General features: G+C 60.8%; 1 protein-coding gene. It reads right to left on the bottom strand.

The features are described 5' to 3' along the window. Window positions 1-300: 300 nt before the first annotated feature. On the bottom strand, window positions 301-2,054 hold a 1,754-nt coding region (gene rpoD / locus B3520_RS14790; RefSeq protein ID WP_286876367.1), incomplete at its 5' end, for an RNA polymerase sigma factor RpoD.

Below are 2,054 nucleotides of genomic sequence, written 5' to 3'. Positions count from 1 at the left end.
GCGGGTCCCCCGCTCCACGGTCTGGAAACAGTACACCCCAAATCGGCCCTCAGAGGCTCTTCTCGCGCCCGGGTGGAATGATACATCACGAAATGGTTTTTTGCTGAGAGGTGGTCGGTGAAGTACGGAAGTAGGAGGATGGCACGGAGCCCGAGGGGTGGGTGTCTTATTCCGAAACCCTCTCTTCATGGAGGAAGCGGTCCGGCGTTCCGGGAGGGAGCTACAGGGATGTATTCATCGCGTTTTCGGAATAAGACACCCACTCCTTGGGCGGTCTTTCCAAGTAATCACAAACCAAATTTATTCGTCCAGGAAACTGCGCAGGTGGTCCGAGCGGGACGGGTGGCGGAGCTTGCGCAGGGCCTTGGCTTCGATCTGACGGATCCGCTCGCGGGTCACGTCAAACTGCTTGCCTACCTCTTCCAGCGTATGGTCGGTGTTCATATCGATACCGAAACGCATCCGCAACACCTTCGCTTCCCGGGCGGTCAGACCGGCCAACACCTCGCGGGTCGCCTCGGTCAGGCCTTCCGTGGTGGCGGAATCCACCGGCGAGACAATGGTGTTGTCCTCGATAAAGTCACCCAGGTGCGAGTCTTCATCATCACCGATGGGCGTCTCCATGGAGATCGGCTCCTTGGCGATCTTGAGCACCTTGCGGACCTTGTCTTCCGGCATCTCCATGCGCTCACCCAGCTCTTCCGGGGTGGGTTCGCGGCCCATTTCCTGCAGCATCTGGCGGGACACACGGTTGAGCTTGTTGATGGTCTCAATCATGTGCACCGGAATACGGATGGTGCGCGCCTGGTCGGCGATGGAGCGGGTGATGGCCTGCCGGATCCACCAGGTGGCGTAGGTGGAGAACTTGTAACCGCGGCGGTACTCGAACTTGTCCACGGCTTTCATCAGGCCGATGTTGCCCTCCTGGATCAGGTCCAGGAACTGCAGGCCGCGGTTGGTGTACTTCTTGGCAATGGAGATCACCAGGCGCAGGTTGGCCTCGACCATTTCCTTCTTGGCACGGCGGGCGCGGGCCTCACCGATGGACATACGCCGGTTGATCTCCTTGATCTGGGCCAGGGTCAGGCCCGCTTCTTCTTCCAGTTGCGCCAGCTTGCGCTGGGCGCGGGCGATGTCGCCTTCCACGGACTTGAGCGCGTCGGAGTAGTCACGCTTTTTCTTGATGATGCCCGGGATCCAGTCTTCATTGGTCTCGTTGCCCGGGAATTCCTTCATGAAGGTTTTCCGGGGCATGCGGGACTGGCGGACGCACATTCTCATGATGGCGCGCTCTTCGCGGCGAACGCGATCCAGTACGGTGCGGGCTTCGCTGTAAATCGGGTCGAACTGGCGCGGCGGCAGCTTGAAGAACTTGAACAGCTCGCCCAGCTCGGCCAATTCTTTCTGGGCCTGCTTGCTGTCGCGGCCGTGCTTGCTGACGGTCTTCTCGGCCTTGGTCAGTTGCTTGGCCAGGGCGTCGAAGCGCTGACGGGCTTCTTCGGGATCGACGCCGGAGGTGGTTTCTTCCTCGTCGTTCTGATCGTTGTTGTCGTCATCGTCATCATCGTTCTTGTCCTTGGCCTTCTCCTTTTTTTCAGCGGCAGCGGCGGCGGCCTGCTGACTGGAGGTGGCGGTGACGGACGGGATATCGTCGGACGGGTCCAGCCAGCCGATGATGACATCCGGCAGGCGACGCTCTTCCGCTTCAACCAGTTTGAATTCGTCGAGAACGCGCTGTGCCGCGCCGGGCCAGTAGGCCAGGGAGTACATCAGCTCGCGCACCCCCTCTTCGATGCGCTTGGCGATGGCAATCTCACCTTCGCGGGTGAGCAGCTCCACGGTACCCATTTCGCGCATGTACATGCGCACCGGGTCGGTGGTGCGGCCAGCTTCGGTTTCCACTGCGGCGAGTGCGGCGGCGGCTTCAGCGGCGGCAATTTCGTCCGCCGAGGCATCGCCGTCGGTCATCAACAGGGTGTCGGCATCCGGTGCGATCTCGTAGACACGGATGCCCATGTCGTTGATCATCTGGATGATGTCTTCCACCTGATCCG

This window comes from Marinimicrobium sp. UBA4509 (assembly GCF_002388575.1).
Taxonomy (GTDB): domain Bacteria; phylum Pseudomonadota; class Gammaproteobacteria; order Pseudomonadales; family Cellvibrionaceae; genus Marinimicrobium; species Marinimicrobium koreense.
Note: the sequence above shows the minus strand (reverse complement) of the source record. Positions and strands in the feature narration are given on the sequence as shown.